The organism is Streptomyces sp. NPDC004788 (assembly GCF_053601115.1).
This window is the reverse complement of sequence record NZ_JBSGBF010000187.1, coordinates 1-4,782: the sequence shown is the minus strand read 5'-3', so window position 1 is coordinate 4,782 and position 4,782 is coordinate 1. Positions and strand designations below refer to the sequence as shown.

7 protein-coding genes are annotated in these 4,782 nt (G+C 68.8%); 3 read left to right on the top strand and 4 right to left on the bottom strand.

Annotated features, from left to right (window positions below; all coding sequences use genetic code 11):
- Nucleotides 1–88: 88 nt before the first annotated feature.
- The 4 genes from rplI to rpsF form a co-directional block, all read right to left on the bottom strand.
- Entirely contained in the window at nucleotides 89–535 is a 447-nt protein-coding gene (rplI, locus tag ACWEJX_RS37395) for a 50S ribosomal protein L9 (protein WP_403794397.1), read from the bottom strand.
- 18 nt (nucleotides 536–553) lie between these two features.
- A complete protein-coding gene (gene rpsR / locus ACWEJX_RS37390) occupies nucleotides 554–790 on the bottom strand; it encodes a 30S ribosomal protein S18 (RefSeq protein ID WP_128983236.1) in 237 nt (78 codons plus the stop codon).
- A 58-nt stretch (nucleotides 791–848) separates the two neighbouring features.
- Complete coding sequence (locus ACWEJX_RS37385) at nucleotides 849–1,421, bottom strand: single-stranded DNA-binding protein (protein WP_451611864.1); 573 nt, start codon at nucleotides 1,419–1,421, stop codon at nucleotides 849–851.
- A gap of 72 nt (nucleotides 1,422–1,493) precedes the next feature.
- A complete protein-coding gene (gene rpsF / locus ACWEJX_RS37380; RefSeq protein WP_004950685.1) occupies nucleotides 1,494–1,784 on the bottom strand; it encodes a 30S ribosomal protein S6 in 291 nt (96 codons plus the stop codon).
- A 249-nt stretch (nucleotides 1,785–2,033) separates the two neighbouring features.
- Between rpsF and ACWEJX_RS37375 the strand changes: the two genes are divergently transcribed.
- The 3 genes from ACWEJX_RS37375 to ACWEJX_RS37365 all read left to right on the top strand — a co-directional run bounded on the left by ACWEJX_RS37375 (nucleotide 2,034) and on the right by ACWEJX_RS37365 (nucleotide 4,704).
- Nucleotides 2,034–2,348 carry a hypothetical protein gene (locus ACWEJX_RS37375; protein ID WP_451611863.1) on the top strand — a complete coding sequence of 105 codons (315 nt, stop codon included), beginning with the start codon at nucleotides 2,034–2,036 and terminating at the stop codon, nucleotides 2,346–2,348.
- 98 nt (nucleotides 2,349–2,446) lie between these two features.
- Complete coding sequence (locus tag ACWEJX_RS37370) at nucleotides 2,447–3,565, top strand: lipid II:glycine glycyltransferase FemX (RefSeq protein ID WP_403794391.1); 1,119 nt, start codon at nucleotides 2,447–2,449, stop codon at nucleotides 3,563–3,565.
- Between the two features lie 107 nt (nucleotides 3,566–3,672).
- Entirely contained in the window at nucleotides 3,673–4,704 is a 1,032-nt protein-coding gene (locus ACWEJX_RS37365) for an alanine racemase (RefSeq protein ID WP_451611862.1), read from the top strand.
- Nucleotides 4,705–4,782: the final 78 nt, after the last annotated feature.

The following is a 4,782-nucleotide window of genomic DNA, read 5'->3' as shown; positions in this document are numbered from 1 at the left end:
GGTGGAGTCGAGGACCACGCCGCGCGCAGTGTCGGGGCCGGCGTTGGTGAGCGTGTACGTGGCGACCGCGGCGCGGCTGAGATCAGCGTTACGCGGCGACGACCTCGACGCCGAGCTTCGCGACGACCTCGGCGTGCAGACGCACGGAGACCTGGTGCGAGCCCAGGGTCTTGATCGGCGAGCCGAGCTCGACGCGACGCTTGTCGACGTCCGGGCCACCCGCGGTCTTGATCGCGGCGGCGACGTCGGCCTGGGTCACGGAACCGAAGAGACGGCCGGCCTCGCCGGAGCGAACGGCCAGACGGACCTTCGTGCCCTCGAGCTTGGCCTTGACCTCGTTGGCCTGCTCGATGGTCGCGATCTCGTGGATCTTGCGGGCGCGGCGGATCTGCGCCACGTCCTTCTCGCCACCCTTGGTCCAGCGGATCGCGAAACCGCGCGGGACCAGGTAGTTGCGAGCGTAGCCGTCCTTGACGTCAACGACGTCGCCGGCAGTGCCGAGGCCGGAGACCTCGTGGGTGAGGATGATCTTCATTTTTCGGTCACCCTTCCCTTAGCGCGCGGTGGACGTGTAGGGCAGCAGCGCCATCTCACGGCTGTTCTTGACGGCCGTGGCGACGTCACGCTGGTGCTGCGTGCAGTTGCCGGTCACGCGACGGGCACGGATCTTGCCGCGGTCGGAGATGAACTTCCGCAGCATGTTCGTGTCCTTGTAGTCGACGTACGCGACCTTGTCCTTGCAGAACGCGCAGACCTTCTTCTTAGGCTTGCGCACAGGCGGCTTCGCCATGGTGTTTCTCCTGTGTGATCAAGAAGTTTGGGTACGAGCTGCTTCCGGGGCGCAGGCCCTAGAAGGGGGGCTCGTCCGAGTAGCCGCCGCCGGAGTTGCCACCCCAGCCACCGCCGCCGCCCTGCTGGCCGCCGGACGGGGCGCTGGAGGCCCAGGGGTCGTCGGAGGGAGCTCCGCCACCCTGCTGGCCGCCGCCGGAGTTGCCACCCCAGCCACCGCCGCCACCCTGCTGACCGCCGCCGCCGTAGCCGCCCTGACCACCGCGACCGGTGGTACGGGTGACCTTGGCCGTGGCGTTGCGCAGGCTGGGACCGACTTCCTCGACATCCAGCTCGTAGACCGTGCGCTTGACGCCCTCGCGGTCCTCGTAGGACCGCTGCTTCAGACGGCCCTGCACGACGACGCGCATGCCCTTCTGAAGGGACTCGGCGACGTTCTCCGCCGCCTGACGCCAGACCGAGCAGGTCAGGAACAGGCTCTCGCCGTCCTTCCACTCGTTGGTCTGACGGTCGAAGGTGCGGGGAGTGGACGCGATGCGGAACTTCGCGACCGCCGCACCGGACGGGGTGAAGCGCAGCTCGGGGTCTTCGACAAGGTTGCCGACGACCGTGATGACGGTCTCGCCTGCCATGGGTGAACCTCTCGGCGGGATTGCTTACGGCTGCTTACTGCTACTCGGACCCGAGAACCTTTGAGCGGAAGCTCAGTGGGTCTCGGGGCGGAGGACCTTGGTCCGGAGGACCGACTCGTTCAGGTTCATCTGGCGGTCGAGCTCCTTGACGACCGCAGGCTCGGCCTGCAGGTCGATGACCGAGTAGATGCCCTCGGGCTTCTTCTTGATCTCGTAGGCGAGACGACGACGGCCCCAGGTGTCGACCTTCTCGACCTTTCCGTTGCCCTCACGGACGACGGAGAGGAAGTTCTCGATCAGCGGGGAGACAGCGCGCTCCTCGAGATCGGGGTCGAGGATGACCATCACCTCGTAGTGACGCATGTGGAACCCACCTCCTTTGGACTCAGCGGCCACGGTCGTTCCGTGGCAGGAGGGTCGTGATGCGTAAGCAACGGTGTCGGCGACCGCGGGTCCTGGACGGACCTGGGCAGACACCGGTGCAGACCGTACAGAGTACCTGCACATCGCCCTGCGGTTGAAATCCGGTGGTGAGGGGACGCAATCTGTACACAACGGATGTCGGCGGCGTCACGGACGCCGCCGTCCGGCAGCCACGCCAGGAGGTGCCACATGGCCCAGGCAATGCGACCCGATCCCGGACACTCCCTCTTCGCCACCGACGGCAAGCCCCATCCGCTCCAGGACACCCTGATGGCCGTGACCCTGGCGCTCGGCGTCCTCTCCTTCGTCACGGGGTTCTTCGACAACCTGCACCTGCTGGCTTCGTGGACCGGACTGATCGGCATCCTCACCGGCGCCTACGGCCAGTTCATCTCCGTCACGACCCGCGAACGCTTCCTCCTGGTCATCGGACTGGGTGCCGCCGGGGTGGGCTTCTACCTCGGCATGGCCCACGGCGGCCTCTTCGGCGGAGTGATCAGCTAGACGTGGCCATTCGGGGTGCTCCAAGGTCGCAGTAGGCTTCGGCGCGAGAGCCGGAGCCCCTGACCGATGGGGACACACCTGCCGAGGAGCGCCCCGACATGAGCCTGACCCTGAGGACCATCAGCCGAGAGCAGCATCTGGCGTTCATCCAGAGCCAGCCCGCGGCGAGCCACTGCCAGGTCCCGGCGTGGGCTGACGTGAAGACCGAGTGGCGCTCGGAGAACCTCGGCTGGTTCGACAAGTCCGGCGAACTCGTCGGCGCCGGCCTGGTGCTCTACCGCCAGCTGCCGAAGATCAAGCGCTACCTCGCCTATCTCCCCGAGGGCCCGGTCATCAACTGGTACGCGCCGAACCTGGAGGACTGGCTGCAGCCGATGCTGGCGCACCTCAAGAACCAGGGCGCGTTCTCCGTGAAGATGGGTCCGCCGGTCGTCATCCGCCGCTGGGACGCGGCCGCGATCAAGTCCGGCATCCAGGACCCGGACGTCAAGCGCCTGCGCGACGTCGAGGCCACCCACATCGAGCCGCGCGCCTTCGAGGTGGCCGACCGGCTGCGCAAGATGGGCTGGCAGCAGGGCGAGGACGGCGGCGCCGGCTTCGGTGACGTCCAGCCCCGCTACGTCTTCCAGGTGCCGCTCGCGGGCCGCTCGCTCGACGAGGTCCTCAAGGGCTTCAACCAGCTGTGGCGCCGCAACATCAAGAAGGCCGAGAAGGCCGGCGTCGAGGTCGTGCAGGGCGGCTACGAGGACCTCGCCGAGTGGCAGCGGCTGTACGAGATCACCGCCGTCCGCGACAAGTTCCGGCCGCGCCCGCTGTCGTACTTCCAGCGCATGTGGACCGTCCTCAACAACGAGGACCCCAACCGCATGCGGCTCTACTTCGCCCGCCACAACGGCGTGAACCTCTCCGCGGCCACCATGCTCGTCGTCGGCGGCCACGTCTGGTACTCGTACGGCGCCTCCGACAACATCGGCCGCGAGGTCCGGCCCTCGAACGCCATGCAGTGGCGGATGCTGCGCGACGCCTACGCGATGGGCGCCACCGTCTACGACCTGCGCGGCATCTCGGACTCGCTGGACGAGACCGACCACCTCTTCGGCCTGATCCAGTTCAAGGTCGGCACCGGCGGCGAGGCCGTGGAGTACGTGGGCGAGTGGGACTTCCCGCTCAACAAGCTCCTGCACAAGGCCCTGGACATCTACATGTCGCGCCGCTGACGACCCGTCGCCCGGCTGACGACACGACGAGGCTTGCGTAGTCTCGTCACCCAGCCTCGTACACACTTTTGACCCACCGCAGCCACCAGAAAGGTCCCGGGCCGGCCATGGCGCTCTCCCTCTACGTCGACACCGCTCGCTGGCGGGCGCACCAGAAGACCGTCATCGACCAGTTCCCGGGGGTCATCCCGGTCTGCAAGGGCAACGGCTACGGCTTCGGCCACGAGCGGCTCTCGGACGAGGCCGGCCGCTTCGGCGCCGACATGCTCGCGGTGGGCACCACGTACGAGGCCGCCAGGATCAAGGACTGGTTCAGCGGCGACCTGCTCGTCCTCACCCCGTTCCGGCGGGGCGAGGAGCCGGTGCCGCTGCCGGACCGGGTGATCCGCTCCGTGTCGTCCGTGGACGGCGTGCGCGCCCTGGTGGGCGCCCGGGTCGTCATCGAGTGCATGAGCTCGATGAAGCGGCACGGAGTCCGCGAGGAGGAGCTGCCCCAGCTGCACGCGGCCATCGAGGACGTGCGCCTGGAGGGCTTCGCCCTGCACCTGCCGCTCGACCGCCCGGACGGCACGGACGCCGTCGAGGAGGTCATCGCCTGGATGGACCGGCTGCGGGCCGCCCGGCTGCCGCTGCACACCATGTTCGTCAGCCACCTGCGCGCCGAGGAGCAGGCCCGGCTGCAGCAGCAGTTCCCGCAGACCCGGTTCCGCGCCCGCATCGGCACCCGGCTGTGGCTGGGCGACCACGAGGCCACCGAGTACCGCGGCGCGGTCCTCGACGTCACCCGCGTCGCCAAGGGCGACCGCTTCGGCTACCGCCAGCAGAAGGCCGCCTCCGACGGCTGGCTCGTGGTGGTCGCCGGCGGCACCTCGCACGGCGTCGGCCTGGAGGCCCCGAAGGCGATGCACGGCGTGATGCCGCGTGCCAAGGGCGTGGCCCGCGCCGGTCTCGCCACCGTCAACCGCAACCTGTCGCCGTTCGTCTGGGCCGGCAAGCAGCGCTGGTTCGCCGAGCCGCCGCACATGCAGGTGTCCATCCTGTTCGTGCCGGCCGACGCCCAGGAGCCCCGGGTCGGCGACGAGCTGGTGGCCCATCTGCGGCACACCACCACCCAGTACGACCGGCTCGTCGAGCGCTGAGCCGGCCGGCACCTGACACGGCAGCGGCCACGGGTCACGGAGGGCATGGCAACTCCCTGGGGACGGAGGTGAATTGAC

Coding starts and splice junctions, on each gene's coding strand:
- rplI (WP_403794397.1), bottom strand. CDS start 535: ATGAAGATCATCCTCACCCACGAGGTCTCCGGCCTCGGCACTGCCGGC.
- rpsR (WP_128983236.1), bottom strand. CDS start 790: ATGGCGAAGCCGCCTGTGCGCAAGCCTAAGAAGAAGGTCTGCGCGTTC.
- ACWEJX_RS37385 (WP_451611864.1), bottom strand. CDS start 1,421: ATGGCAGGCGAGACCGTCATCACGGTCGTCGGCAACCTTGTCGAAGAC.
- rpsF (WP_004950685.1), bottom strand. CDS start 1,784: ATGCGTCACTACGAGGTGATGGTCATCCTCGACCCCGATCTCGAGGAG.
- ACWEJX_RS37375 (WP_451611863.1), top strand. CDS start 2,034: ATGGCCCAGGCAATGCGACCCGATCCCGGACACTCCCTCTTCGCCACC.
- ACWEJX_RS37370 (WP_403794391.1), top strand. CDS start 2,447: ATGAGCCTGACCCTGAGGACCATCAGCCGAGAGCAGCATCTGGCGTTC.
- ACWEJX_RS37365 (WP_451611862.1), top strand. CDS start 3,673: ATGGCGCTCTCCCTCTACGTCGACACCGCTCGCTGGCGGGCGCACCAG.